General features: G+C 61.0%; 24 protein-coding genes. 14 read left to right on the top strand and 10 right to left on the bottom strand.

The window, feature by feature from the left end; translation table 11 throughout:
- Positions 1-4: 4 nt before the first annotated feature.
- The gene (locus ADU59_RS10625; RefSeq protein WP_068954061.1) at positions 5-823 is read right to left on the bottom strand and encodes an ABC transporter ATP-binding protein; all 819 of its coding nucleotides are present in this window, start codon (positions 821-823) and stop codon (positions 5-7) included.
- A gap of 262 nt (positions 824-1,085) precedes the next feature.
- Between ADU59_RS10625 and ADU59_RS10620 the strand changes: the two genes are divergently transcribed.
- From ADU59_RS10620 to ADU59_RS10600, 5 genes are all read left to right on the top strand, one after another.
- On the top strand, positions 1,086-2,297 hold the full coding sequence (locus tag ADU59_RS10620; RefSeq protein WP_068954060.1) for an isochorismate synthase: 1,212 nt from the start codon (positions 1,086-1,088) through the stop codon (positions 2,295-2,297).
- Positions 2,298-2,308: 11 nt separating this feature from the next.
- A complete protein-coding gene (locus ADU59_RS10615; protein ID WP_068954059.1) occupies positions 2,309-3,922 on the top strand; it encodes a (2,3-dihydroxybenzoyl)adenylate synthase in 1,614 nt (537 codons plus the stop codon).
- Positions 3,923-3,924: 2 nt separating this feature from the next.
- Entirely contained in the window at positions 3,925-4,566 is a 642-nt protein-coding gene (locus ADU59_RS10610) for an isochorismatase family protein (RefSeq protein WP_068954058.1), read from the top strand.
- A gap of 1 nt (position 4,567) precedes the next feature.
- Positions 4,568-4,825, top strand: a complete 258-nt coding sequence (locus tag ADU59_RS31145; RefSeq protein WP_068954057.1) for a phosphopantetheine-binding protein — start codon at positions 4,568-4,570, stop codon at positions 4,823-4,825.
- 64 nt (positions 4,826-4,889) lie between these two features.
- Positions 4,890-5,657: a 2,3-dihydro-2,3-dihydroxybenzoate dehydrogenase gene (locus ADU59_RS10600; protein ID WP_068954056.1), complete on the top strand. Its 768-nt coding sequence runs from the start codon at positions 4,890-4,892 to the stop codon at positions 5,655-5,657.
- 22 nt (positions 5,658-5,679) lie between these two features.
- On the opposite strand, the gene ADU59_RS10595 is transcribed toward ADU59_RS10600, so the two are convergent.
- Genes ADU59_RS10595 through ADU59_RS10575 form a run of 5 tightly spaced genes read right to left on the bottom strand, consistent with a single transcriptional unit; the run spans position 5,680 to position 10,912 of the window.
- The gene (locus ADU59_RS10595) at positions 5,680-6,465 is read right to left on the bottom strand and encodes an ABC transporter ATP-binding protein (protein ID WP_425332010.1); all 786 of its coding nucleotides are present in this window, start codon (positions 6,463-6,465) and stop codon (positions 5,680-5,682) included.
- 7 nt (positions 6,466-6,472) lie between these two features.
- Positions 6,473-7,321 carry an ABC transporter ATP-binding protein gene (locus tag ADU59_RS10590; protein WP_068954054.1) on the bottom strand — a complete coding sequence of 283 codons (849 nt, stop codon included), beginning with the start codon at positions 7,319-7,321 and terminating at the stop codon, positions 6,473-6,475.
- Positions 7,314-8,225: an ABC transporter permease gene (locus tag ADU59_RS10585; RefSeq protein ID WP_068954053.1), complete on the bottom strand. Its 912-nt coding sequence runs from the start codon at positions 8,223-8,225 to the stop codon at positions 7,314-7,316. Before ADU59_RS10585 ends, ADU59_RS10590 begins: the two co-directional genes overlap by 8 nt.
- A 4-nt stretch (positions 8,226-8,229) precedes the next feature.
- Positions 8,230-9,291, bottom strand: a complete 1,062-nt coding sequence (locus ADU59_RS10580) for an ABC transporter permease (RefSeq protein ID WP_068954052.1) — start codon at positions 9,289-9,291, stop codon at positions 8,230-8,232.
- Positions 9,292-9,316: 25 nt separating this feature from the next.
- Complete coding sequence (locus tag ADU59_RS10575; RefSeq protein ID WP_068954148.1) at positions 9,317-10,912, bottom strand: ABC transporter substrate-binding protein; 1,596 nt, start codon at positions 10,910-10,912, stop codon at positions 9,317-9,319.
- Between the two features lie 129 nt (positions 10,913-11,041).
- On the opposite strand from ADU59_RS10575, the gene ADU59_RS10570 reads away from it, so the two are divergent.
- The 3 genes from ADU59_RS10570 to ADU59_RS10560 are packed head-to-tail and all read left to right on the top strand — an operon-like array spanning position 11,042 to position 13,827.
- Positions 11,042-11,752: a GntR family transcriptional regulator gene (locus tag ADU59_RS10570; RefSeq protein ID WP_068954051.1), complete on the top strand. Its 711-nt coding sequence runs from the start codon at positions 11,042-11,044 to the stop codon at positions 11,750-11,752.
- A gap of 1 nt (position 11,753) precedes the next feature.
- The gene (locus ADU59_RS10565) at positions 11,754-12,674 is read left to right on the top strand and encodes a dihydrodipicolinate synthase family protein (protein WP_068954050.1); all 921 of its coding nucleotides are present in this window, start codon (positions 11,754-11,756) and stop codon (positions 12,672-12,674) included.
- Between the two features lie 13 nt (positions 12,675-12,687).
- The gene (locus ADU59_RS10560) at positions 12,688-13,827 is read left to right on the top strand and encodes a mandelate racemase/muconate lactonizing enzyme family protein (RefSeq protein ID WP_068954049.1); all 1,140 of its coding nucleotides are present in this window, start codon (positions 12,688-12,690) and stop codon (positions 13,825-13,827) included.
- A gap of 92 nt (positions 13,828-13,919) precedes the next feature.
- Here ADU59_RS10560 and otnC read toward each other — a convergent pair whose 3' ends face one another.
- The 3 genes from otnC to ADU59_RS10545 are packed head-to-tail and all read right to left on the bottom strand — an operon-like array spanning position 13,920 to position 16,854.
- A complete protein-coding gene (gene otnC, locus ADU59_RS10555; RefSeq protein ID WP_068954048.1) occupies positions 13,920-14,558 on the bottom strand; it encodes a 3-oxo-tetronate 4-phosphate decarboxylase in 639 nt (212 codons plus the stop codon).
- Complete coding sequence (otnK, locus tag ADU59_RS10550) at positions 14,555-15,817, bottom strand: 3-oxo-tetronate kinase (RefSeq protein ID WP_068954047.1); 1,263 nt, start codon at positions 15,815-15,817, stop codon at positions 14,555-14,557. Before otnK ends, otnC begins: the two co-directional genes overlap by 4 nt.
- A gap of 35 nt (positions 15,818-15,852) precedes the next feature.
- The gene (locus ADU59_RS10545; protein WP_068954046.1) at positions 15,853-16,854 is read right to left on the bottom strand and encodes a LacI family DNA-binding transcriptional regulator; all 1,002 of its coding nucleotides are present in this window, start codon (positions 16,852-16,854) and stop codon (positions 15,853-15,855) included.
- 169 nt (positions 16,855-17,023) lie between these two features.
- Between ADU59_RS10545 and ADU59_RS10540 the strand changes: the two genes are divergently transcribed.
- From ADU59_RS10540 to otnI, 6 genes are read left to right on the top strand one after another with little or no spacing between them, the layout of a single operon-like run.
- On the top strand, positions 17,024-18,151 hold the full coding sequence (locus ADU59_RS10540) for a sugar ABC transporter substrate-binding protein (RefSeq protein WP_158515716.1): 1,128 nt from the start codon (positions 17,024-17,026) through the stop codon (positions 18,149-18,151).
- 54 nt (positions 18,152-18,205) lie between these two features.
- Positions 18,206-19,747 carry a sugar ABC transporter ATP-binding protein gene (locus ADU59_RS10535; RefSeq protein WP_068954045.1) on the top strand — a complete coding sequence of 514 codons (1,542 nt, stop codon included), beginning with the start codon at positions 18,206-18,208 and terminating at the stop codon, positions 19,745-19,747.
- A complete protein-coding gene (locus ADU59_RS10530) occupies positions 19,744-20,712 on the top strand; it encodes an ABC transporter permease (RefSeq protein ID WP_068954044.1) in 969 nt (322 codons plus the stop codon). Before ADU59_RS10535 ends, ADU59_RS10530 begins: the two co-directional genes overlap by 4 nt.
- Positions 20,709-21,689 carry an ABC transporter permease gene (locus ADU59_RS10525; protein ID WP_068954043.1) on the top strand — a complete coding sequence of 327 codons (981 nt, stop codon included), beginning with the start codon at positions 20,709-20,711 and terminating at the stop codon, positions 21,687-21,689. The genes ADU59_RS10530 and ADU59_RS10525 overlap by 4 nt, the downstream gene beginning before the upstream one ends.
- The gene (gene ltnD, locus ADU59_RS10520) at positions 21,689-22,603 is read left to right on the top strand and encodes an L-threonate dehydrogenase (RefSeq protein ID WP_068954042.1); all 915 of its coding nucleotides are present in this window, start codon (positions 21,689-21,691) and stop codon (positions 22,601-22,603) included. Before ADU59_RS10525 ends, ltnD begins: the two co-directional genes overlap by 1 nt.
- Position 22,604: 1 nt before the next feature.
- Positions 22,605-23,372, top strand: coding sequence for a 2-oxo-tetronate isomerase (otnI, locus tag ADU59_RS10515; RefSeq protein ID WP_068954041.1), 768 nt, complete (start codon positions 22,605-22,607; stop codon positions 23,370-23,372).
- Positions 23,373-23,537: 165 nt separating this feature from the next.
- Here otnI and ADU59_RS10510 read toward each other — a convergent pair whose 3' ends face one another.
- Complete coding sequence (locus tag ADU59_RS10510; RefSeq protein ID WP_193427075.1) at positions 23,538-24,767, bottom strand: phosphotransferase; 1,230 nt, start codon at positions 24,765-24,767, stop codon at positions 23,538-23,540.
- Between the last annotated feature and the right edge of the window lie 128 nt (positions 24,768-24,895).

Raw genomic sequence — 24,895 nt, 5'->3', positions numbered from 1 at the left:
CAACCTATTCCACGACGTTACGAACACGCTGCCGCGGGATAACCAGAGGCGTGCCGCTGACGGGATCTTCGATGATCAGCGCAGAGAGATCGAAAACCCGTTCGACCAGCTCGGCAGTCACAATCTCCTTCGGAGCGCCTTCGGCGACAATGCGTCCATCGCGCATGGCGATCAGGTGGCTGGCGTAGCGGCAGGCCTGATTGAGGTCATGCAACACGGCAATCAGGGTGCGGCCACTGTTGCGGTTCAGGTCCCGGAAGAGATCCATCAGGTCGATCTGGTGCGTGATGTCCAGAAACGTCGTCGGTTCGTCAAGCAGCAGCAGCGGCGTTTCCTGCGCAAGCGCCATCGCCACCCACACCCGCTGTCGTTGACCGCCGGACAATTCATCGACGCTGCGGGTGGCAAGGTCGGCCGTGGCCGTCATCTCCATGGCGCGCTCGACGGCTTCGGCGTCGGCACGGCTCCATTGGCGCAACAGCGTCTGGTGCGGGTAGCGGCCGCGCGAAACCAGATCGGAAACGTTGATCCCAGCCGGGGCGACGGCACTCTGCGGCAGCAGCCCAAGCCGTTTGGCAACCTCGCGGGCCGGGTAGTTGTGGATGTCTTTGCCGTCGAGGAAGACCTGACCGCTCGATGGCACCAGCAATCGGCTCAGGGCTCGCAGAAGCGTCGATTTTCCACAGCCGTTCGGGCCGATGATCGCGGTGAAGCCGCCAGCGGGCACAACCACATCAAGATTACGGGAAATCAGGCGCTTGCCATAACCAAGCGAAAGGTCGGAGCCGGCGAGATTGCCTGCGGATTGAAACGGTACGGTCATTGGGGATCGCTCCCCGACAGACGGGCACCCGGCCTTTCCTGGCTTTGTCGCATGGAAAAAGGAAGGCGGAAAGAGCGTTTGGACAAGCACTCCACCGCCAGGTCTTCAACTGAAATCATCGTCATCTTTTAAAAACTTCGTCCTGATTGCTTCGATCTCTTCCGGCCTTGTACACGATAATATGACAAGTTTTATCATATTATTTATATCCAGCCGCGAAGAGGGATCGAACCAAACCAGCCGAAAACCTTAGGAATGGAGTATGAAAATGCCAACTTCGCTGGCTCGGCTCGACAGGGATACGCCACCTCAGAGCGCAAATTCAAAAAAGCCCTTCTACATCCTCAAGACATCGGGAGAGACGTTCTTTTCGCTCGGGCAGAATGCCGTTCTGGAAGAGGGTCCTCTCTCGACGTTGAGCGATCGGACAGCCCGGTTTTTCCGGCAGCGTCAGGACGGCCCGGATATTCTGGTCGGCGCGCTGCCATTCGATCCCGCCCAATCGGCATTTCTGTTTCAGCCGACACGGGTGATGCGTGTTCAGGGCAAGCACAATCTCGGGCACGTGCCGGGCTTTGGAGCGAGTGTCTCCAATGAAGAGCCGAACCGCATTCTCTCCGTAAGCGCGGATCCCGCGCCGGATGTCTTTGGAAACAGCGTTCTGGCCGGCCTTGAAGCCATGGCGGCATCGCAGGGCGGTTTGCAGAAAATCGTCCTCTCGCGCAGCCTGAAAGTCTTTGCAAGCCGGGATTTCTCCATCGCGGACCTGATGAGCAAGCTTGCGCTTGATGAAAGCATCACTGTGTTCGCCACCCCCCTGCGCCGGCAAGAGAACGGCGGGGCGATGCTCGTTGGCGCGACGCCGGAACTGCTTGTCGAGAAGCGCGGCAACCACATCGCTTCGCATCCGCTGGCCGGATCCGCCAAGCGATATGCCGACAGTATCGATGATCGCCGTTCGGCGGATTCCCTGTGGAACTCTGACAAGGACCGGCGCGAACACGCGATGGTGGTCGAATCCATCATGGACCTGCTGACGCCCTATTGCTTCGAACTATCCGCCCCCGAGGGAATGGCGCTGCGTGCGACAGCCAGCATGTGGCATCTCGGCACGAAAATCGTTGGCCGGCTGAAAGACGCCTCGGCCTCATCGGAGTATTTTGTTTCGCTTCTGCATCCCACTCCTGCCGTTTGCGGCGTGCCGCGCGCGGCCGCACACAGCAAGATCAGCGAACTGGAAGCCTACGATCGCGACTTTTATGCCGGCGCTGTCGGCTGGTGTGATTCCGCCGGCGACGGCCGCTGGTTCGTCTCCATCCGCTGCGCGGAGGTCGAAGGCGCGAATGCCCGGCTTTATGCCGGCGCGGGCGTGGTTCCAGGCTCTACACCACAAGGCGAGATCGCGGAAACCGCGGCCAAGTTTCGCGCCATGCTCGATGCCTTCGGCATCGATCGCGACCGGTCCGGAATTTAAGGGAATTCATCATGCTTGAACTGAAGCAAAAATGGCCCGAGGAGCGCGCGGCGCGATACCGGGATGCCGGCTACTGGCGCGGCGAAACGATGTCCGGCTTTCTTGAGCAGCGGGCGGCGGAGATACCCGATCATATCGCGGTTGTCGGAGGACCGGAGCGCTGGACCTATGCGGATCTGGCCCGCAAGGCGCAACAATATGCTGCGACATTCCTTGCCCTGGGGCTTGCGCCCGGGGACCGGGTAATCGTTCAGCTGCCCAATATTCCGGAGTTCCTATCCGTGGTCTTCGGCCTGTTCCGGGCGGGTCTCATTCCCGTCTTCACGTTACCGGCGCACCGGTTGACGGAAATTGTTCATTTCGCTGAAAAATCCGAAGCCTGTGCCTATGTAATCACCGCAACGCATGACGGCTTCAATTACCGCGGGCTTGCGGCAGAGGTGCAGGCGTACTCGCCCCGCCTGCGCCATCTTATCGTCGTCGACGATGTGCGCCAAGCGGCAGAGGGGGCCATCGAACTGGCGAACCTGCCTGTCAACGCCAATCCCGCGGACGTTGCCTTCCTGCAGATTTCCGGCGGTAGCACCGGGCTGTCGAAGCTCATCCCCCGCACGCACGACGATTATATTTACAGCTTCCGCGCTAGTGCCGAAATATGCGGGCTTGACGAAACCAGCGCCTATATGGCGGCGCTGCCGGTTGCCCATAATTTTCCGATGAGCTCGCCGGGCGTCTTTGGTGCGCTCTACGCCGGCAGCCGGGTCGTCATGTGCCCATCACCGGCCGCGGAAGTGGCCTTTGCCCTGATCGAGCAGGAACGCGTGACCATCACCGGCCTTGTTCCGCCGCTGGCTCTCCTGTGGATGCAGGCGGCTACAACGACACAGTGGGATATTTCGAGCCTCAAGGTTTTGCAGGTCGGCGGGGCCAAATTCATACCGGAAGCGGCGGCTCGCGTAAAAGCGGCGTTGGGCTGCGCACTGCAGCAGGTGTTCGGCATGGCGGAAGGTCTGGTGAACTACACGCGGCTGGACGATCCCGACGATATCGTCATCAACACGCAAGGCCGTCCGATCAGCCCCGACGACGAGGTGCTGATTGTCGATGATCTGGGCAACCCGACAAAGGACGGCGAGCCGGGCATGCTCCTGACGCGCGGGCCCTATACGATCAACGCCTATCACAATGACGATGCGGCGAACGCGCGGTCCTTCACCGATGACGGTTATTACCGCACGGGCGATATCGTCTCCAGATCAGCGGATGGCTATCTGACGGTCTGCGGACGAACGGGCGACCACATCAACCGGTCGGGCGAAAAGATCTCCGCCGAGGAGATCGAAGACCATCTTTTGGCGCATGCGTCGGTGTTCGATGCCGCGGTTGTTTCCATCCCCGATCCCTATCTGGGCGAGCGCAGCTGCGCCTTTGTCATCCCGATGGGTGAAAAACCCAAGGGGGCGGCATTGAAGGCCTTTGTCAGATCGCGTGGCCTTGCCGATTTCAAGGTGCCGGATCAGATCGTTTTCGTCGAGGCATTCGAGACGACGGCCGTTGGCAAGACCAGCCGCAAATTCCTACGCCAGATGCTGCGCGAACAATTTCTGAAAACTGCGGAGCTTTGACGATGGGACTGCCGAAAATTCAACCTTATGCCCTCCCCGGGCTGGCCGATATACCGGCAGCACGGGCCCGGTGGGATTTCGAGCCCGGCCGCGCCGCATTGCTGATCCATGACATGCAACACTATTTCATCAACGCATTCGAGCAGCATACGTCGCCGATCGCGCCGGTGATCGACAATATCATGCAGCTCAAATCCGCATGCAAAAAGGCTGGGATACCGGTCTACTACACTGCCCAGAATGGCAATCAGGATCGGCGGGATCGTGGCTTGCAGGCCCATCTCTGGGGTCCGGGCATGACCGCTGCGCCGGAACATCAGCAGATCACCGACGCCCTGAAGCCCGACGAGGACGATACGGTTCTGGTCAAGCATCGCTATAGTGCCTTTCAGCTCAGCAACCTTGAACACCTCATGCGTGTTCGTGGGCGCGACCAGATCATCATCTGCGGGATTTATGCGCATATCGGCTGCCTGCTGACAGCCGCCGAGGCATTCCAGCGCGATATCAAGCCTTTTCTGGTGGCCGATGCCGTGGCCGATTTCTCCCGGGACAATCACGACATGGCCTTGACCTATCTGGCGAAAACCACCGGCATTCCGTTGGCGCTGTCGGCGCTGCTCCCAAAAATTGAAGGACAATGAGATGAAAAACGATTTCACCATGGAGCAGATGCGCCACGACATCGCCACCATGATCTATGTCGATCCGGACGAGATCGGCGATGAGGACAATCTGATGGATCTGGGTCTCGATTCGATGCGGGCGATGAACCTCTTGCTACTGTGGCAGGAACGCGGAACCGTTCTCCAGTTTTCCGAGCTGGCCGCCGCGCCGACACTGACCAGTTGGTGGGGTGTCGCCAAGCGCACGATCAACGGAACCGTGGATACTAACCCATGAGAATTTTGACTGCCGACCGTGCTGGGTCGATGTCCAGCGCCAACAAGACGGTAAGGAAGACGATATGCGGCTGACCGGGTTTGAAGAGAAAGTCGCGTTCGTGACCGGGGCTGGCAGCGGTATCGGACTTGCCGTCACCAGGCTTCTTTTGGATGAAGGCGCAAAAGTCGTGGCCACCGATGTCGCACTTGGCGATCTCGGTTCTCTGGTTCACCACAATCTCTATGCTGCCGAGCTCGATGTCCGCAGTAGCCGGGATGTCGATCGCCGTATCGAGCAAACGATCGAAACCCTTGGGTCGATTAATTTTGGCGTGAACGTGGCCGGCGTTCTGTCGACCAAATCGATCGTCGAGACCTCGGATGATGAGTGGGACCGGGTCTTTGCCGTCAACACCGCTGGCGTCTTTCATGTATCGCGGGCACTGGCCCGGCATATGATGCCGCGGCGCAAAGGCAGCATCGTGACGGTCGCGTCCAATGCAGCCGGTATTCCGCGCCAGAATATGGCCGCCTATGCCGCCTCCAAGGCCGCATCCACCATGTTCACCCGATGCCTGGGGCTGGAACTTGCGCCGTATGGCATCCGCTGCAACATCGTGGCGCCCGGCTCGACACAGACCCCCATGCAGACAGGCATGTGGGCGGATCCGTCAGGAGAAAAGCGCGTCATTGAGGGCTCCCTGCCGGCGTTCAAGACCGGCATTCCGCTGGGCAAGCTCGCCACCCCTGACGATATCGCCAATTCCGTCGTTTTTCTTCTCTCAGACCGGGCCGGTCATATCACCATGGCCGATCTCTATGTCGATGGAGGCGCAACACTGCGGGGATAATGGGGACGTGGGTGTGGGGCACTCAAGCATGCCCCACGCTTTGCAATCCGCGACGCTGCCGCGCCGGAACATAACCCCGGCTGCCATCCAGCAGTGTTTGCGTATAGGGATGCGCCACCTCCCCTTTCAGCAGATTCTCTCGTGTCGTAACTTCGACGAATACGCCATCCTGCATCACGGCGACGCGATCGCATAAATGCGCGATCACGGCCATATCGTGGCTGACGAGCACGTAAGTCAGATGTTCGCGCTCGCGCAGATCCTTGAGGAGATTGAGGATTTCCGCCTGGATCGAAACGTCGAGCGCGGATGTCGGCTCGTCGAGAAGCAGGATTCGCGGTTTCAGGATGAGCGCGCGGGCAATGGCAACGCGCTGGCGCTGCCCGCCGGACAGCTGATGCGGAAAACGATAGCGGAAATTGTGCGGCAGGCCGACATCGCGCAGCACTTCCTCTATGCGCTCCTGCCGTCGGTCGAGACCATGAATCTCCAATGGCTCGAGCAGCGTTCGCCCAATCGTATGGCGTGGATGGATCGACCCAAACGGATCCTGAAACACCATCTGCTGCTTGGCGAGCTGGCTTTTCGTCCGCTTCGGGTTTGCGGCTTCGCCATCGATGACGACCGAACCGCTCCAGGTCTTGTTTCTGCCGGCCAGAGCTCCAAGCACGGTGGACTTGCCGCAACCGCTTTCACCGACGAGGCCGAAGGTCTCGCCCTTGGCAACCTCGAACGAGACATCCTTGACGACTTTCAGCGCGTTTTGCCCATGGCCGTAGGCGACGGCCAGATTGTCGACCTTGATCATCGCCATATCAGTTCTCCAGCCAGAGGGGATCACGCTTGAGAACGTCGAGCCGATCCCGCGGATGCTCGAGACTCGGCAGTGCGTTCAGCAGTCCCCGAGTATAGGGATGGGTGGCATGTTCCAGATTTTCCGCATCGATCGTCTCGACGATCCGTCCGGCGTACATGATGATCACCCGGTCGCAGAAACTTCGTACCAGATTGAGATCGTGGGAGATGAAGATCAGGCCGATATTGCGCTCGGTCACCAGATCGTCGAGGATGCTGAGAACCTGCTGGCGGACGGTGACGTCGAGGGCGGATGTCGGTTCGTCCGCAATGATCAGTGACGGCGATGAAATCAGCATCATCGAGATCATGATCCGCTGCCCCATGCCGCCCGACACCTCATGCGGATAGAGTGTGTAGACACGTTCGGGATCGCGAATATTCACCCTTTCCAGCATGGCCAGGGTTCGCGCCCGCGCTTCACGCCGGGAGACGCGCTCATGCAGGATGACCGTTTCGGAGATCTGCTCGCCGACCGTCATGACGGGGTTGAGCGAGTATTTCGGGTCCTGAAGGATCATCGATATGCGACGGCCACGGATGGTGCGCATCTGCTGTTCGCTTGCTGCCAGCAGATCGACATCCTCGAACTGCATCCTGTCGGCCGTGACGATCGCACCGGGCGGCTGAAGCTGCATGATGGCCCGGCCGGTCGTGCTTTTGCCCGAGCCGGATTCGCCGATGATCCCGACCTTTTCCCGGCCGACCTTGAAGGACACGTTTCGCACCGCCGTGACCGAGCCCGACAGGGTTGGAAACTGCACGGACATGTTGTCAATCGACAGGATTGTGTTTTGATTGTCAGGCATTTCTCGGATCCATAATGTCGCGCAGGCCGTCGCCAAGCAGATTGAACGCCAGGCTGACGACGAGGATGGCAACGCCCGGAACGGTGGTCAGCCACCAGGCATCCAGCAGGTATTGACGGCCCGAGGCAGCCATAGCTCCCCATTCCGGCATCGGCGGCTGCGCACCCAGACCGAGAAAGCCCAGACCCGCAGCCGTCAGGATGATGCTCGACATGTTCAGCGTCAGGCGGATGATGATCGACGGCGCGCAGAGCGGGACGATATGGCGCAACAGGATGCGGCCCATACCGGCCCCCTGCAACTCGGCGGCAACGACGAAATCGGCATGGCGGAAGGTCAGCGTTTCGGCGCGTGCCAACCGGGCGATCGGCGGCCAGACCGTCAGGGCGATGGCGATCACCGCGTTTTCGATGCCCGGACCAAGGGCCGCAGAAAAAGCAAGCGCCAGAACGAGGCTCGGGAACGACAGGAAGATATCGGTGATGCGCATCAGAATGGTATCGACCCAGCCGCCGAGATAGCCGGCCATAGCGCCGATCACAAACCCGATCGGGGCAACGATGATGGTGACGAGGATACTGATATAAAGGGTCGTGCGCGCACCATAGACGAGCCTCGAATACACATCGCGGCCAAATTCATCCGTTCCAAACCAGTTGACCGAGGACGGAGGCCTCAATGCGAAAGCCAGATCCTGGGCGATCGGGTCATGGGTCGAGAGCAGCGGCGCGAAGGCCGAGATGATGACCAGCGCTGCAACGACGATCAGTCCGCCCAGGGCAAGCGGGTTGCCGACCAGATTGAGCCATAGCACATAGGCCTTGTGCAGCCGGGCCTGCCGCGTGGACGAAAAATCCTCGCTGATCAGCCAGTCGTGCAGGTCGGAGAAATATCGTGTTGTCATGGTTTTACCGGGTGCGTGGATCGAGGAAGCGATAGACGATGTCCGACAGCAGATTGATCGCGATGGAAATGATGCCGATCAGAAGCACGCTTCCGAGAACCGCGTTCATGTCCGCGAAGAAGAGAGCTGACGTCAGGTACTGACCAAGTCCCGGCCACGCGAACACGGTCTCGATCAGCACCGTACCGTCGAGCAGCCCGCAATAGGCAAGCGCCACGATGGTGAGAAGCTGGACGCGAATGTTGCGAAAGGCATGCCGCCAGATGATGGTGCGCTGACCAAGCCCCTTTGCCTTTGCCGTCAGGATATATTCCTGGCGAAGCTGCTCGAGCATGAAGCTGCGGCTCATCCGGCTGAGATAGGCCATTGCCGCATAGCCAAGGATCAACGCCGGCGCCATGACGTGATGGAGGACATCGAAGAACACGCCCCATTCGCCGGCGATGACCGCATCGACCAACAGGGAGTTGGTCGGCCCTTCGACAAGCCCTTCATTGAAGACGTCGATGCGGCCGCTTCCGGGTATGAGCCCGAACTTTGCATAGAAGATGAGAATGACGATCGTTCCGAGCCAGAATATCGGCGTCGAATGGCCGAGCAGCCCGACAACCCGGGCAAGATGGTCGACCCATGTCCCCTTGCGCACGGCAGAGATGATCCCGAGCGGAATGCCGAATATGGCACCGATGAGCGTCGCGATCGTCGCCAGTTCGAGCGTTGCCGGGAAGACCCGCGCCAGATCGCTGGACACGGCATTCTTCGTGACGTTCGATTGCCCGAAATCCAGTCGCGCGACATTGCCGAGATAGGTCGCAAACTGCACGTAAAGCGGCCGATCGAGGCCCATCTGTTCGTGGACCCGATCGTAGGTTGCCTGGTCTGCCTGATCGCCGATGACAGCAATGACCGGATCGGCCGGCACCATGCGGCCGATGACGAATGTCAGGACCAGGAGCCCCAGCAATGTCGTCAGGATGACGGCAAAGGATTTTGCCAGCTTTCGCACACCCGACAGCACGGCTGAGCCGGCTGACGCGCGTGCGTTGTGTGTCTGCGAGATGCTCATGTCCGTTTTCCCTGATCGAGCAAGGTCATTCGCCCTTGGACACGGTGTCCCAGCGGGTCAACCAGGTAGAATGCCCGACATATCCCTTGACCGCATTGCGCACGGCCTTGGCATCCGTTCTGCGAAACGATGTCACCAGTGCCGGCGATGCCGCCAGATAGGCCTTGTTGATTTTCGTATAGAGTTCGGTGCGTTTTGCCTGATCGGCCTCATGTGCCGCGGCAACCACCATCTCCTGAATATCCTTGGGCACGTCCCAGGCTGTGCGCCACGCATTCAGCCCCGTCAGTTTGGCCTCATCCGCATTGTTGGCATTCGTCGCGTAGGATTGGAGGACGGCATGGGGATCCGGCAGGCGCTCGCCGGAACGCGCGGAGAATATCTCGAACTCGCGGCTGCGAAACTTGCCGATATGATCGCCGCTCTGGAGATCAAGCTTGATGCCGGCCTTGGCCGCATTGGCCTGTAGCGACTGGGCAACCTCGTATTCCGGCGTCACCGGCGTTGCGTAGTAAACCTTGGAGAATCCATCCGGATATCCGGCCTCTGCCAGCAACTGCTTGGCCTTCTCGATATCCAGCTTGTAGGGATTTTCATCGATCGAACCGGGAAGCCCTTCCGGAACGATGGTCTGCTGCTTGATGCCGTAATATTTCATGACAGTGCCGGCCAGCCCATCATAGTCGATGAGATAACGGAACGCTTCACGGACTTTCGGGTTTGAAAGAATCTCGTCCTTCTGGTTGAGCGCGAGATAGTAAAAGCCGAATCCGGGCGTCTTCTGGATCGTGACCTTGCCGTCCTGATCGAGAGCATTGAGGTCGGTTGACGACAGGCGCGTCGCGACATCGACATCGCCGGCTTCAAGCTGCAGCCGCTGCGCCGCCGATTCCGGCAGATGGCGCAGAATGACGCGCCGCATCTTCGGTGCACCCTGCCAATAGCCCTTGAAGGCATCGGCGAGGAGAAGGTCGTTGGAGCGCCACGTGCGCAGCGAATAGGGGCCGGAGCCCGCATCGTTGGTCTGCAGGAATTCACGCCCCATGTCGGCATCTTTCTCATGCTGCGCCAGCAGAGCGCTGTCGAGAATCGATGTCGAGAAACTGGCGAGCGAAAACAGGATGAGGTTCGGGCTCCAGACTTCCGGTGTCTGAAGGACAAGTGTCGTGTCATCCGTCGCCTTGATCAGGCCATCGACATTGTCTTCGCTGAAACCCCATTGGCGCAGATCGACGGACGGAGCCAGGCCCAGCTTGACGAGACGGCGCAACGACCACTCGACATCCTTTGCCGTCAGCGCGTTGCCGGAATGAAATTTGACGCCGGATCGGATCTTGAATGTGAACGTCTTGCCGTCATCGGAAACCGTCCAGCTTTCCGCGAGTCCGGGGGCCGGCTCGGTGATGTTCTCAGCGGGAAGAACGACAAGGCGCTCATAGAGATTGGCGACCACTTCGGCTGCTTCAAGCTGGTTGATCTCGTTCGGATCAAGCCCGCGCATCGAAGACATGTTCAAGGCGATGACCAGCTGATCGTCCGGCGTTGCGGCCCTGACGGCAATAGGCGCGGCAAGAGTTGCAACCGCGATCGCCGTCGTCATCAAAAAATGGCGCCTTAGCATTTCCATGGAAACTCCTCCCAAAGGCCCCTCACCGGCCCGATAAACCAAAATTTCATATCGACATCGACCTGAAATCTGGTATATCAGATCTCACAGAATGCGACAGACGTCAACGGGGGAATTTTGCAGATGAAGGAAGATGCCGGCCTATCGCCGCATGACGAGCGGATCGAAAAGCTCGATCCCCGCTTCTTGACGACGCTGCGCGATCACGTCCATCGCACGCTTCGCAGTGCGATCCTGTCGGGCCGGTTTGGCGTGAACGAGCGCGTGAACGAGCGCCAGCTCGCCGAGCAGCTTGGGGTCAGCACCACGCCGATCAAGGAAGCGTTGCGTCAGCTCGAGACCGAGGGACTGGTCGAGACATTGCCGCGCCGGGGCGTTCTGATCCGGTTCGACGCGAACTGGGCCGAGGAAATGATCCTGGCCCGCGCAGCACTCGAATCGATGATCGCCCATCTGGCGGCAAAGCGGCTGACGAAACCCGCGGCAAGCGATCTTCAAGCCACCATCAATCTCATGGTCGAGGCGACCAGGAACGGTGCCCCCGATGATCTGATCGCGCTGAACGAGAGCTTCCACGATCAGATCCATACGGCCTCCCAGTGCCAGTATCTGGCACGAATGATCGAGCGGCAGCAATTCTACGATGCCAGCATCCGGCGCATCATCCATTCCGACCCGACCGAGCGTGAAATCGCGCTCAACGAACATTCTGCAATCGCCGCCGCGATCACTGCCGGCGATACCGATAAATCGGAGCGCGTGATGCGCGATCACGTCGTGCGGTCCGGCGAGACATATCTGAAGATCGTTTTCAAAAACAAAGAGGAAATTTGACGTGAGCGAAGCTGTTGCGAGAGTTCGGCAGGCCCTGACGGGCATATCGGGTGTGCCCGTCACGCCCTATGCCGCCGATGGAAGTGTCGATGCCACCAAGCTGAAAGCGCTGATCGAAAAGCTGGCGGCTGCGCGCGTCCACAATCTGATGGCGGCCGGCAATACCGGTGAGTTCTTCACCCTGTCCCTCGACGAAGTGCGCCTGGTCCACCGCACGACAATCCAGGCAGCAGACGGCAAAGCCCTTGTCAGCGCTGCCGTCGGCAGATCGCTGACAGAAGCAAAGGCACTGGCACGTGACGCGATCGCCGAAGGCGTCGACGCGATCATGGGACACCATCCGATGGACCCGTTTGCCGGCCCGGCCTATCAGGCGAAGTATTTTCTGGAGCTGGCCGACAGCTGCAGCGTGCCGGTCATCGCCTATGTCAGAAGCGACACCTTTTCCGTCGCCGACTTCCGCACACTCGCGCTCCATCCGAACATTGCCGGTATCAAATTTGCGTCCGGCAATCTGATGCTGCTTGCAGACGTGATCCGCTCGACAAAGGACGCTCCGGCAATCTGGGTCTGCGGATTGGCGGAAGGCTGGGCACCGGCATTCTACGCGATGGGCGCGCGCGGCTTCACCTCCGGTCTGGTCAATGTCTTCCCCGAGCGCTCGCATGCGATTCACCGCGCGCTGGAAGCCGGCGATTACGCGAAGGCTCGTGAACTGATCGATGGGATCGCAGGCTTTGAGGCGATGCGGACGAAATATCTCAATGGCGCCAATGTCACCGTCGTCAAGGAAGCGCTGGGAATGCTGGGTAATGACGTCGGGCCGGTCAGGCTGCCGGGCGTGGAGACGCTGGATGAACTGGAACGAAAGAACCTGAGAGAAATCGTCGAACGTGTCGACGGCGAAACGCGCGCGGCCTGACCGGAGAATTGCAATGCACATTACTGCCCTGAAGACGTACATGCAGCGCGTCGACGATCGCCCCCGCCTTCTGGTCAAGATCGAGACCAGCGAAGGCATTTCGGGATGGGGTGAAGCCTATAATCATGGTCCAGATTGGGCTCTTCCGCCGATGCTCGATTATCTGTTTCACCAGATCGAAGGCGAGGACCCCCGCCGTGTCGAATACCTGATCCTCAAGCTCAATCAGCAGGCTCGTTTTCCGCCGGGTGCCCTGGGGCTGGCTGCCATTTCAGCGATCGACCACGCCTTGTGGGATATTGCCGGAAAGGCGGCAGGCCTGCCGGTCTACATGCTGCTCGGCGGCAACGTTCGCGACCGCGTCAGGATCTATTGTGGCGTCTACACGGCACCCGATCCGGAAGCAGCACTGGACCAGACGCTTCAGCTGAACCAGGATTTCGGCTACACCGCGTTCAAGCTCAGCCCCTACAGGCGCGATCTTCACAACAGCCGCTGGGGCGAACTGGTCAAGGAAACCGGCGACTATTTCGGCAAGATCCGCGAAATCACGCCGTCGCATTTCGAATTTGCCTTTGACGCGCACGCCAAGATCTACGAGCCCTATCAGGCCGTGCAGCTGGCAGCTGCGATCGCGCCCTACGATCCCCTCTTCTACGAAGAGCCGATCCGGCCGGAACATATTCCCGCCTGGGCCGAGCTCAAATCAAAGGTGACGGTACCGCTGGCAACGGGAGAATCGCTCTACAACCGCTTTGAATTCCTGGCGCTGCTGACCGCGCGGGGCGCGGACATCATCCAGCCCGACATTTGCGTGGTGGGCGGCGTGACCGAAATGCGGCGTATCGCGGCAATCGCCGAAGCCCATTACGTCACGGTCGCACCGCACAATCCCATGGGGCCCCTTGCCACGGCCGTGAATATCCATTTTTGCGCCACGCAGCCGAATTTCAAGATTCTGGAATACAAGCCGCATGTGCACGCACCCTGGGCTCTCGACCCTTATGTTCCGGTGGACGGACATATGCAGCTTCGCCCCGACCGACCCGGCTGGGGCATCGAGATCGATGAAAAAGCCCTGATAACGGAAGACTACATCCATTGGGAGCGCAAGATCACCAAGAAACCGGACGGCGCAACCGCATATCCGTAAACACCGGGCGTCCGTCGGCACCTAAACGTCCGAGGGACGCCATATCGGCCAGGACCGAACCCTGCCTAACGGCGAAACCGGCAGCGTGTCGGCTATCCGCGCAATTGCTCTCTCTGGGCTCCGGTCAATGGCCGGACCGGTTGCCCGCGCAGGATGAAGAACAGCTTTGCCGTCTCCTCCAGTTCCTCGGTCGCATATTGCGCATCGAGCAATGTCTTTCCGGCGACAACGGGGCCATGGTTGGCAAGCAGCACCGCATGGCTTGTCTTTGCCTTTTCCGCGACGGCATCGGCCAGCGCTTTGTCGCCCGGCGGGAAATACGGCACCAGCGGCAGGGAGCCGACGCGCATGACATAATACGCCGTCAATGGCGGCAGCACGTCGTCCGGATCGATGTCGGCAAGAATACTGACGGCAACGGCATAGGTGGAATGCAGATGCACGACGGCGCCGCTCATCTTCTGCTGGCAGTACATGCACTGGTGCAGGAAGGCTTCCTTCGTCGGCTTGTCGCCACCGGTGTGAACACCCTCGGCCGAAAAGCGCGACAGCCGTTCCGGCGCCAGGCTACCGAGCGACGCATTGGTCGGCGTCATCAGCAGTTCCCCGCTGGACAGCCGCGCGCTGATATTTCCGGTCGAGCCGAAGGTCAGGCCCCGGTCGAAAATGGATTTTCCGACGCTGACGATCTGGTCGCGCAGTTTGGTTTCTTCCGAGAGGATCGCGGTCATCGTAGCAGCCTCCATGCCTTGAGGAAAAAGTCGTCTGCGCCGAAATTGCCGGATTTCAGCGCCAGCGCCACCGGCCGGTCATCGCCAATGCTGCAGGTCCAGGGAACACCCGGATCGATCTCGGGGCCAATCCGCATGGCCTGAACACCGAGCGCATTCACCACCGCGCCGGAGGTTTCGCCGCCGGCAACGAGAAACCTGTTGTAACCATCCGCCCGCAGAGCGATTGCGACATCCGCCAGAAGCTCCTCCACCAGCGCGCCCGCCCTGTCACGGCCAAGCACGTCCTGCGCCTTGCGCACGTCGGCCGGATCGGCGCTGGAATAGACGAGCGGAATGCTGTCCCGCGCAGAAAGCACCCAATCCGTAACGGTCTGCGGTCGCGTCCTGCCTGCGGCGATATCGAGCGGGTCGATTTTCAGGACCGGCACGCCGGCCGCGATCGCGGCTCCGATCTGGCGCCGTGTGGCGGCCGAGCAGGAGCCGGCCAGCATCACGGCAGGCCCTTCGGGTGCGGCAAACCCGTCGGCGGACGGACCGGCCAGCTTGCCGGCACGCCGGAAATTATCGGGCAGGCCGATGGCAATGCCGGATCCGCCGGTGATCAGCGCCATACCGGCCGCAGCCCGGCCAATGGCGCGAAGATGCTCGTCGGTAACCGCATCGACGAGCACAACCTGATGTCCGGTGCCGGCCGCCGCCTCGAAGGCCGCCGCAATCGCATTGCTGCCGTTATCCACGATGTCATGCGAGATCAGGCCGACCTTGGAGCGAGACTGCGCCTGCAGCACGCGCACCAGATTGGCATCGGTCATCGGCGTCAGCGGATGATCCTTCATCGGACTGTCCGACAACAGCAGATCACCGAAGAAGAGATGGCCGCGGTAAACGGTGCGGCCATTGGTCGGGAAGGCCGGGCAGGCAAGGGTCAGCGATGTGCCCAGCAGCTCCATCAGCGCATCCGTCACCGGACCGATATTGCCTTCCGGTGTCGAATCGAACGTCGAACAATATTTGAAGATGATCTGCTCGGCGCCGGCAGCACGCAGGCAGCGCGCTGCGTCAAGAGAAAGCGCGATGGCTTCGCTTGCCGGTATCGTCCGCGACTTCAGGGCGATCACCACGGCTTCGGCATCGCCGAAGTCAAAACCCGCAGCCGGAACGCCGACGACCTGGACCGTCCGCATGCCCTCCCGGGCAAGCGTCAAGGCGAGATCCGTCGCCCCCGTCAGGTCATCCGCCACAGCACCTAAAAGCATGGTTCTCAACTCCTCAAACACAAAAGATGATGCCGTCAGGCGGTGGCGCCTGCGACGATTTCGTAACCGGTATCGATGATCTGCTTTTCCGTTGGCCGCTCGCCACTCTCCAGCAGTTTCTCGACGGCAATCTTGCCGATGAGGAAGCGGTTGGAGCGCACGGTCGACAGAGGCATGGGCAGCGACTGGCCGATATCGAGCCCGTTGAAGCCGAACAGAGCCAGCTTTTCCTTCACAGCGATACCCGCCGTCAGGCAGTAAAAAAAGCCGCCGACGGCCATGTCGTCGTTGGAAAACACCGCAACATCGATCGTGGGATTTTTCGCCATCATCGCAGCCAGCGTATCGCGGCCGGCAATGGTCGAACTTGGTCCGGCAAAGCGCTGCTCGGCCTCAAGCGTCAGTCCGGCCTCGGCCAGCGCCGTGCACAGCCCTTCGTAGCGCAGCCGCGCCCGCCGATCGGCATCCCAGTCGTGGCCGACATAGCCGAAGCGGCGATACCCCCGGGAAATGAGATGCCGTCCGGCATCGAAACCGGCGCGGCGATGGGAGAGCCCGACGGCGATGTCGATCGGGTCGGCGTCGATATCCATCAGTTCCGCCACCCGCACCCGGCTGTTGGCAAGCATGCGCCGCGTCGCATCGGTGTGATCGAAGCCGGTCATGATGATGGCCGCCGGCTGCCAGGCAAGAAGCGAGGAAACGATGCCCTGCTCAGTCTTCAGATCGTAATCGGTCACGCCGATGAGTGGCTGGTAACCGGTCGAGGCAAGTGCCGAGTGAATGCCGCGCAGGACCTCGGGAAAGACGATATTGGAGAGCGACGGCAGGAGCACGCCCATCAATTGCGAGCCGGAGGAGGCGAGCGAACCCGCGGCGCGGTTCGGCACGTAACCCAGCTTTTCGATCGCCGAGAGAACGCGCGTGCGGGTTGCGTCGGCGATCGGCCCCTTGTTGCGCACAACGCGCGAAACGGTGATTTCGCTGACGCCCGCCAGCTTCGCCACATCCGTCAGCGTCGGCATATCCTGCAACATCTGGCTCTTCTCCCTATTCCGAAAAGGCCGTCCATACCCCCGGAAAGTCATTATGACAGCGCTAACATATTTCTCTTGCGCAAGGCCAGAGCCTGTGCTTATTATTTTTATGTTAGCGCTGTCATTGGCGCTCAGGGACGAGATTCGACGTTTTTTGGGAGGAAATACCGTGAAATACAATGGAAAGGCCGTCTTCACGATGGCCGCAAGCCTTTGCGCGTTCACCGCGCTCTCCACCGGGTTCAGCGTGGCCTACGCGGAGGACACCTATCGTCCGGAATGCTTTTCGCCGGCACCCGACAATGCCAAGGTCATTCGCTACGAAAAGCGTGACGGGCCCTACAAGATCGCCTTCGTCAACGGCTTTGCCGGCAACGACTGGCGCGTGACGGCTATCCAGGGCGCCAAGGCTTGGGCGGCCCGTCCGGAGAACAAAGCGAAGCTCGCCGAATTCACCGTCGTCTCCGTCGGTAATGACAGCGCGGCACAGATCGCGGCGATCGATAACTTCATCGCTGCCGGCTATGACGGCATCAGCTTCATCGCTGTCAACCCGACCGCCTTCAAGGCCGTGATCAAGCGCGCCGCGCAGGCCGGCACGGTGCTCGTACCGTTCGACAACGTGCTCGATACCGATGAGATCGTTCAGGTAAACGAGAACCAGTTCGAGCTTGGCAAGATGAAGGCGCAGGCCGTCGTCGACGGGATCAGGCAAGCCAAGGGCAAGGTCGAGGGCAGCGTGCTGGAGGTCTCCGGCCTTCCCGGCAACGCAACCGACCGCGACAATCATGACGGTATGCGTTCCGTGCTCGACAAGGAACCCGGCCTGAAGGTTGTTCAGGTCGTTGGCAACTGGGATGCTGGTACGGTCCAGAAGGTAACGGCCGATGCGATCGCCACCAATGGCCAGTTCGACGGCGTCATGGTGCAGGAAGGCTCGATCGGTGCGCTCAATGCGATGAAGAATGCCAATCACCCGGTCGTTCCCTTCGGCGGCGATGCCGGTAACGGCACCCGCAGGCTGCTTGCCGAAGGCAAGTATCCAGGCGTAACGGCAGCACAGGCTCCGGTCATGTCTTCCGTATCGCTCGAAGCCATCGTCTCGCTTCTGGAGGGCAATGCCCTGCCGCAGAAGGTCTTCCTGCCGATCCCGAGCAAGGACAATGCCGAGCTGAAGGAAGGCACCGACTTCTTCCCCAAGCTGCCGGACACGTTCTACACCACGACAGGCTATCCGAACTGCTTTCCGGTCTTCACGCCGGATGAGCTTCTGGGCCAGAGCCCGGACAATACCTGAGGCAACGGCGACCGGGGCGGCCTTCGCCGTCCCGGCTTCGCGGATAGAATCGACATGACCCAAGCACCCCCCCTGATCCGGCTATCCGGCATTTCCAAGACCTATGGTGCCGTAACGGCGTTGCGGGACGTGGATTTCGCCTGCGAAGCGGGTACGATCCACGCCATCCTCGGTGAAAACGGCGCCGGCAAATCGACCCTGATGAAGTTGCTCTCGGGCGTGATAGCGCCGAGCAGCGGCACGATGCAGCTCGACTGCATGCCTGTTGCCTTTTCCGGAACGCGTCAGGCCTCCAAAAGCGGCATCGTCTGCATGTTCCAGGAACTGTCGCTGATGCCGAACCTCACCGTCGGCGACAACATTGTCCTGTCACGGCCAAAGACGGTTATGGGCTTTCTCAGCCGCACGGCCTATGCCGAAGCCTCTGCATGTCTTGCCCGGATCGGTGCGGAACGCATCGCGCTCGACACGCCCGTCAACGAACTGACGCTGGCAGAGCGGCAACTTGTCGAAATCGCCAAGGCGCTCCATCAGAAACCCCGGCTACTGATCCTTGACGAGGCGACATCGGCGCTGGGTGCCGATGCGGTGGAGAAGGTGTTTTCCGTCGTGCGGCAATTGCGCGACGAAGGGGTCTGCATTCTCTTCATTTCACATCGCTTCCATGAGGTGCATGCGCTCGCGGACCGGATTTCGGTGTTCCGCAACGGCAGCCACGTGCGGACGTTCCCGGCCGGCAGCATCGATCACGAAGGCATCGTCGCGCTGATGATCGGCCAGTCGCTGCAACAACTCTTCCCGCCGCGCCGGTCGGCCATCGCGCAGGACGTGGCACCGCTCCTGTCCGTCAGCGGTATGAACTGGTCGGGGGAGCTCCACGATATCAGCCTTCACGTTCGCCCCGGCGAGATTTACGGCCTTGGAGGGCTCGAAGGCCAGGGCCAGCAAAGGGTGCTGGAAGCAATCTTCGGCGTCTTGCGCGGAGTTTCCGGTGACGTCACCATCGCAGGCAGGCCGTTCGAGCGGCGCTCTCCTTTCCGTGCCAAGGCTGCCGAAACCGGCATTGCCTTCATTCCGGAGGACCGCAAGACCGAGGGCATGATTCCCAACCTTTCGATCGCCGACAATATGCGTCTGGCCGGACTTGGCCGTGACGGATTGCTGACTGGGCGAAACGCCGACCGCGAGGAGCACTACAAGGCACTTCTGCACCGGCTCGATCTCGTCTACGGCACGCTGAACGACCCCGTTTCATCGCTTTCGGGCGGCAACCAGCAGAAGGTTCTGCTGGCCAAATGGCTGGCGCTGAAGCCGCGTTGCATCCTGCTGCTCGATCCGACGCGCGGCATCGACGTCAAGACCAAGGCACAAATCTACCAGCTGCTCAGCGATCTCGCCGATGCCGGCATGGCGGTCGTCCTGCAATCGACCGATTATGAGGAACTCGTGCATCTCTGCAACCGCGTGGCCGTCTTCTATCACGGGCGGATCGCACGCGAGCTTTCCGGCGCCACGCTCACACCGGAGAACCTGATTTCCGCCGCGATGGGGCTTTCGGCACAGGTGGATCAACCCTTGAAGGATGCCGTGGCATGACCCTCGATACCCTCCGGCGCAATATCCGGTTCCTGATCCCGACGATTGCCTTCGTCCTCCTGTTTGCACTCTATATCGGTACCCACCCGCGCGGCTTTTCCACCTATGTGGTGACCATCTGGGCCAACCAGAGCGCCCTTCTCGTCTTTGCCGCTTTCGCCCAGTTCTTTGTCGTTCTGGTGCGCGGCATCGATCTGTCGGTCGGGCCGATGGTGGCGCTGTCCAATGTCGTCGCGTCTTATGTCCTCGCCGGCGACGGCGCATCGCTGTGGCTCGGCGTCGTCGCGGTGCTCGGCACCGGCCTCGCCTGTGGCTTGATAAACGGTGTCGTCGTCGCGATCGGCCGCATTCCGCCCATCATCGCCACATTGGCGACAGGCGCTGTCTATTCCGGCGTCGCACTGTTCCTGCGCCCGACACCCGGCGGCGACGTGAACTCGAATCTGTCCGACGCGATGACCTATGCCGTCGGACCAGTACCGACGTCGCTGATCCTCATCGCAATCCTGGTGGCCATCTTCGTGGTGATGCTGCGGCGCACGGCCTTTGGCCTGTCGCTCTACGGCATCGGTTCGTCGGAGCATGCGGCCGAACTCACGGGCATATCGCTGGCGAACACCCGGATTGCCGCCCACGCGCTCGGCGGCCTTTGCGCCGGCATCGCGGGTTTCTACGTCTCGATGGTCACCCTCACCGGCGATGCAGGTATCGGTCCCTCCTATACGCTGAATTCGATCGCGGCCATCGTACTTGGCGGCATTTCGCTGGCCGGCGGGATCGGCGGCCCCTTCGGCGTCGTCATCGGCGCCCTCCTCCTCAAAACCGTGGCGGCACTGATGTTCTTCTCAGGCCTGCCGCCGCTTGCCCAGCCGTTCTTCGAAGGGCTGATCCTCGCGCTCGCGATCATGCTCGGCTCCCTCGGCCTGATCAAGGTCCGCAACCGTTTGAAGTTGTTTGCCCAATGACACAGTCCGCACCTCCTCTCCCAAGGCCCGCCAAGCACCACCTCGCCGCCGATCCAGCCATCCTGGCCGTTGCAGCGGGATGCATCGTCCTGCTGGCCATCGGCGGAGCGATTTTCCCGCCCTTCCTGTCGCCCGGCTATCTGCTGCAGCAATTGCAGATCGCCTCCTTCCTCGGCATCATCGCGGCCGGCGCGACACTCGTCATCCTGCTCGGCCATATCGATCTTTCGGTTCCCTCGGCCATCACCGCCGTCGCCGTTCTGACGACCACCGTTGCCGGATCGTCGTCGCCGGACATCGCCCTCTTCGCCATCCCGATCGGGCTTGCCGGCGGCGCACTGATCGGCCTGATCAACGGCATCGGCGTTGCCATCTTCCGGCTGCCGTCCATGGTCTGGACACTGGCGGTCAATTCGATGCTGATGGGTGCCCTGGTCTTCTTTACCGGTGGGTTCAAACCGCGCGGTGTTGTGCCGCCGCTATCCGTGACACTGTCTCTCGAGCGCAGTCTCGGCGTTCCCAATGTCTTTCTCTTCTGGATCGCCGTCATCCTGTTCGTCGGCTTTCTGCTGCGCCGGACGATCTACGGGCAGTATCTGTTTGCAACCGGGAATTCGGAAAAGGCCGTGTTCCTCTCCGGCGTACGCGTGCGGCTGGTAACGGTCCTGACATTCGTCGCCGCCGGTATGTTCACCGCGATCGGCGCAATTCTTCTGGCGGGCTATGCCAATCAAGCCTATCAGGGCATGGGTGATCCATACCTGATGCCGGTGATCACGGCTGTCGTTATCGGCGGAACATCCATCCTCGGTGGTCGCGGCGGCTATGCCGGAACGGTGGCCGGGGCCGTCTTCATCACTCTTCTTTCTTCCATTCTTTCCGTGCTGCAAATGCCGGAAGCATTTCGCCAGATCGTTTTTGGCGTCATCATTCTCACCATATTGCTGATGCGCAGATTTGACAGGAGTAGCCACTGATGTCCGAACTTGAACGAGTAGCCATTATCGGGCTTGGTTCCATGGGGCTGGGCATGGCCCGCTCCCTGATCCGCGCCGGTCACCCCGTCTCCGGCTGCGATATCAGTGCCGGCGCGCTCGACAGCCTGACGGCGAGCGGCGGACAGGCATTTTCGACCCCCGCCGAGGCCGCGAAGGATGCCGATATCGTCGTCGTCGTTGTCGTCAATGCGGCGCAGACCGAAACGGTGCTCTACGGCGCCGGCGGCGCGGTCGCCGCGATGAAACCGGGTTCGGTGATCATTTCCTCCGCGACCGTCGCCCCGGCGGAGGCCAAGAGCTTTGCCGCCCGCGCCTTGGAGCGAGACGTGCGCTACCTCGATGCACCCATCAGCGGCGGCTCGGTGAAAGCGGATGCCGGCAAGCTGACCGTGATGGCGTCCGGCGCGCCTGAGGCCTTTGCAGCCGCCAAGCCTGCGCTCGATGCCATGGCTGAAACTGTTTACACGCTCGGCGACGATGTCGGGATTGGATCCTCTTTCAAGATCGTCAACCAGCTGCTGGCCGGCGTGCATATCGCAGCCGCCTGCGAGGCGATCACCTTCGCCAAGAGCCTCGACCTCGATATCTCGAAAGTGTTCGAGGTCATTTCCAAATCGGCTGGCAACAGCTGGATGTTCGAAAACCGCATTCCGCACGTCCTGGCCGGGGACTATACGCCGCACAGCGCCGTTTCGATCTTCACCAAGGATCTGGGCATCGTTTCCGATCTCGGCCGCAAGCAGAAGTTCCCGCTGCCCATCGCGTCCGCCGCGCTTCAGCTCTTCGTCATGACGGAAGCTGCCGGCATGGGCCGTGACGACGATTCCTCCGTGGCGCGGCTTCTGGCGCAGATCGCCGGCCTTGAGCTTCCCGGCATGGAAAAGGGCGATTGAGATGCCGCGTTTTGCCGCCAACCTGACGATGATGTTCAATGAGAACGATTTCCTCGATCGTTTCGCCATCGCGGCCCATGCCGGGTTCAAGGCGGTGGAATATCTGTTTCCCTACGACTTCCCGGCCGAAACCGTGGCCGAAACCCTGGCCAATGCCGGTCTCGAGCAGGCACTGTTCAACCTGCCGGCGGGAGACTGGGGCAAGGGCGAACGCGGCCTTGCCGCTCTGCCGGAGCGCCGAACCGAATTCCGCCAATCCGTAAAAACGGCCGTGGGCTATGGCCGCGCGATCGGAACACCGCTGCTGCACATGATGGCGGGTATTGCGCGCCATGACGACAAAGCCGCCATGGCGACCTATCGAGACGCAGTGGCCTTCACCGCCGATGCCGTCGGGGAAGCGGGCATCGGCCTTGTCATCGAGCCGATCAACGGCCGTGACATGCCGGGCTATTTTCTCAACGACTTCGAGCGGGCGGCGGATCTGATCATGGATCTCGGCCATGCGAACCTCAAGCTGCAGTTCGACATCTATCATCGCCAGGTCATGCACGGCGACGTGCTGACTGCGCTGGAAACGATGATGCCGCTGATCGGCCATGTGCAGATCGCCTCCGTACCGAAACGTCACGAGCCGGGAACCGGCGAACTCGACGACTTCCGGATTTTCGAGCATCTGGATGCATTGGGCTATCGGGGATATGTGGGCTGCGAGTACAGGCCGCGCGGGGAAACCGTGGCGGGCCTGACATGGATGAAAAGACTCTAGGCAACGGTTTGGGAGGGCCGGAATGTTCACGTCGACGCGGTGGCGCTATGCCGCCGACCTGAACACAACGACGGCAAGCGCCTAAGCCGACGGCGCTTGTCTTCCATGCCAGCACCACTCCTGCATGATGTTTCCCTCAGCCGGTTGGCGAGAGAAAGCCGAAGGCTACGGAACCGCCGGAAAATCGGGATCAATGGCATCCAGGAACCGGCTCATGATGTCGCTGCCGCTTTCCGGCTCGCTGCCGGCCATCACTGCCACGCTGAAGGCGAGCAGCGATGAGGATGGGTTGTGCGTGCTTACTCCCGCCCTCAGATTCATCACCAGCGTCGGGCACAGGAAGAGACCGAGCCGCAGGACGGTACGCCAATCGGCAGGCAGCATCTGACGCGCCTTGAGTTCCGCAAGCAGCGGCCGCCACAGGTATTGCGCCTTGACGTCGAGCAGGCTCTGCCGCACGCGGCTCAATGTCCAGTCGGTCTCGACCGCAAGCACCCCATCGGCATGGCGCGCCTCGACACGGTAACGGGCCTCGGCTTCAGCCGGGTCGTAGAGCCAGAGCGGGTGCGCCAAGACGTTGTGAAAGGTCGCCTTGATCTCGGCCAGAAGCGTCGGCACGTTGCGGCCGGCAAAGGCCGGATCGAAGAAGGAAAGCACGGCCCCGCCCTCACCCCGGCTGTACCAGACATTGGCATTGTGGGCGTCGCCATGGGCGGTCACGCCACCGGCATCGGCGAGGTTCAGTGGGTTGAGACGGTCGGCGGCAGCGGCAAAGAGTTCGCCGACCGTTTGCGCGTAGGGCTGACCGTTGATGACAAACTTCGCCTTTGAAAAGGTTTCCCAGTCGAGTTCCATGCCGGGAAAACGGAACGTCCGGCCGATATAGAAATCCGCATAGCGTCCACCGGGAACCGTCCTCGTCTCTGGGTCGATCATTCGTTCCTGGAAAAGCCGGTGAATGGGTTCGCAAGCAACCTCCTCGGCTGTTACCGCGTGCAGCGTGCGCAGATAGACCGCGAGAAGTTCACCGGAGAGGCGGCGCTCGGCGGCAAGGGCCAAGGCCTCCCTTTCCAGATCGGGGACGATATCGAGCGCCCGCAGTACATCGGAAAAGCGCGGATCGCTCCGGCGGCGGTAGATCAGGATCTGCTCGCCCGGCAGCACCGACATCAGCACGGGCTGGTCGACGGGGAGCCCGGCCTTGGCCAGAATGTCGGCGCGGTAATATTCGCCGGACATCGCCTCCTCTCCCTCTTCCTGGTGGAACTTGAAGAAGAAGTCGCCCTCATCCGTTTCGAAGAAACCGTTGAGCGAATTGAGGCTGTAGCGGTCGTGATTGATGACGATGTTTCGCGCGTCGATAGCGAAGATATCGTGCAAAAGCACGGTCAGCATGGCGACCGCCTGCCCTTCGTCGGTGCGGGCCATGCGGCGTATATCGGCGGTTCTGCTCGGTGCGGACATAATGGAAACCTTTCCTCCCGGCAGGGCCGAGGTCGATAATGGACGTATACTCGTTCTGG

The organism is Pararhizobium polonicum, assembly GCF_001687365.1.
GTDB classification, from domain to species: Bacteria; Pseudomonadota; Alphaproteobacteria; order Rhizobiales; family Rhizobiaceae; genus Pararhizobium; species Pararhizobium polonicum.
This window is presented reverse-complemented; position numbering and strand designations above follow the sequence as displayed.

Excerpts from the sequence above, each read along its gene's own strand:
- ADU59_RS31145 (WP_068954057.1), top strand. The coding sequence starts at position 4,568 with ATGAAAAACGATTTCACCATGGAGCAGATGCGCCACGACATCGCCACC.
- ADU59_RS10610 (WP_068954058.1), top strand. The coding sequence starts at position 3,925 with ATGGGACTGCCGAAAATTCAACCTTATGCCCTCCCCGGGCTGGCCGAT.
- ltnD (WP_068954042.1), top strand. The coding sequence starts at position 21,689 with ATGTCCGAACTTGAACGAGTAGCCATTATCGGGCTTGGTTCCATGGGG.
- ADU59_RS10585 (WP_068954053.1), bottom strand. The coding sequence starts at position 8,225 with ATGACAACACGATATTTCTCCGACCTGCACGACTGGCTGATCAGCGAG.
- ADU59_RS10590 (WP_068954054.1), bottom strand. The coding sequence starts at position 7,321 with ATGCCTGACAATCAAAACACAATCCTGTCGATTGACAACATGTCCGTG.
- otnI (WP_068954041.1), top strand. The coding sequence starts at position 22,605 with ATGCCGCGTTTTGCCGCCAACCTGACGATGATGTTCAATGAGAACGAT.
- ADU59_RS10510 (WP_193427075.1), bottom strand. The coding sequence starts at position 24,767 with ATGCTGACCGTGCTTTTGCACGATATCTTCGCTATCGACGCGCGAAAC.
- ADU59_RS10545 (WP_068954046.1), bottom strand. The coding sequence starts at position 16,854 with ATGTTGCAGGATATGCCGACGCTGACGGATGTGGCGAAGCTGGCGGGC.
- ADU59_RS10525 (WP_068954043.1), top strand. The coding sequence starts at position 20,709 with ATGACACAGTCCGCACCTCCTCTCCCAAGGCCCGCCAAGCACCACCTC.
- ADU59_RS10560 (WP_068954049.1), top strand. The coding sequence starts at position 12,688 with ATGCACATTACTGCCCTGAAGACGTACATGCAGCGCGTCGACGATCGC.
- ADU59_RS10570 (WP_068954051.1), top strand. The coding sequence starts at position 11,042 with ATGAAGGAAGATGCCGGCCTATCGCCGCATGACGAGCGGATCGAAAAG.
- ADU59_RS10615 (WP_068954059.1), top strand. The coding sequence starts at position 2,309 with ATGCTTGAACTGAAGCAAAAATGGCCCGAGGAGCGCGCGGCGCGATAC.
- ADU59_RS10580 (WP_068954052.1), bottom strand. The coding sequence starts at position 9,291 with ATGAGCATCTCGCAGACACACAACGCACGCGCGTCAGCCGGCTCAGCC.
- ADU59_RS10620 (WP_068954060.1), top strand. The coding sequence starts at position 1,086 with ATGAAAATGCCAACTTCGCTGGCTCGGCTCGACAGGGATACGCCACCT.
- ADU59_RS10575 (WP_068954148.1), bottom strand. The coding sequence starts at position 10,912 with ATGCTAAGGCGCCATTTTTTGATGACGACGGCGATCGCGGTTGCAACT.
- ADU59_RS10625 (WP_068954061.1), bottom strand. The coding sequence starts at position 823 with ATGACCGTACCGTTTCAATCCGCAGGCAATCTCGCCGGCTCCGACCTT.
- ADU59_RS10535 (WP_068954045.1), top strand. The coding sequence starts at position 18,206 with ATGACCCAAGCACCCCCCCTGATCCGGCTATCCGGCATTTCCAAGACC.
- otnC (WP_068954048.1), bottom strand. The coding sequence starts at position 14,558 with ATGACCGCGATCCTCTCGGAAGAAACCAAACTGCGCGACCAGATCGTC.
- ADU59_RS10600 (WP_068954056.1), top strand. The coding sequence starts at position 4,890 with ATGCGGCTGACCGGGTTTGAAGAGAAAGTCGCGTTCGTGACCGGGGCT.
- ADU59_RS10595 (WP_425332010.1), bottom strand. The coding sequence starts at position 6,465 with ATGATCAAGGTCGACAATCTGGCCGTCGCCTACGGCCATGGGCAAAAC.
- otnK (WP_068954047.1), bottom strand. The coding sequence starts at position 15,817 with ATGCTTTTAGGTGCTGTGGCGGATGACCTGACGGGGGCGACGGATCTC.
- ADU59_RS10530 (WP_068954044.1), top strand. The coding sequence starts at position 19,744 with ATGACCCTCGATACCCTCCGGCGCAATATCCGGTTCCTGATCCCGACG.